This is a genomic window from Lactobacillus jensenii DSM 20557 (assembly GCF_001436455.1).
GTDB classification, from domain to species: domain Bacteria; phylum Bacillota; class Bacilli; order Lactobacillales; family Lactobacillaceae; genus Lactobacillus; species Lactobacillus jensenii.
Window position 1 is genome coordinate 1 of record NZ_AYYU01000079.1, and the last position, 376, is coordinate 376.

At 49.5% G+C, this 376-nt stretch carries 3 tRNA genes; all 3 read left to right on the top strand.

The features are described from left to right. Positions 1 to 50 precede the first annotated feature (50 nt). A tRNA-Pro gene (locus FC45_RS07515) sits at positions 51 to 124 on the top strand. A gap of 32 nt (positions 125 to 156) precedes the next feature. Continuing rightward, positions 157 to 230: transfer RNA gene (locus FC45_RS07520), tRNA-Met, on the top strand. 10 nt (positions 231 to 240) lie between these two features. Then, positions 241 to 314 (top strand) — tRNA-Ile (locus tag FC45_RS07525). The last annotated feature ends 62 nt before the right edge of the window (positions 315 to 376 follow it).

Consider the following 376-nt stretch of genomic DNA (forward strand, 5'->3'; position numbering starts at 1 on the left):
CTGACTACGAATCAGAAGGTTGTAGGTTCGAGTCCTACAGGGTGCATAATCGGGAAGTGGCTCAGTTTGGTAGAGCACCTGGTTTGGGACCAGGGGGTCGCAGGTTCGAATCCTGTCTTCCCGATAGTAATTAAATTCTTAATTTGATTACATTTTGGCGGTGTAGCTCAGCTGGCTAGAGCGTCCGGTTCATACCCGGGAGGTCGAGGGTTCGATCCCCCCCGCCGCTATTGTACGCTTGGACCTTTAGCTCAGTTGGTTAGAGCAGACGGCTCATAACCGTCTTGTCGTAGGTTCGAGTCCTACAAGGTCCATAAAGGGTCTTAAAAAATTAAATATAATGTATTATCGCGGGATGGAGCAGTCTGGTAGCTCG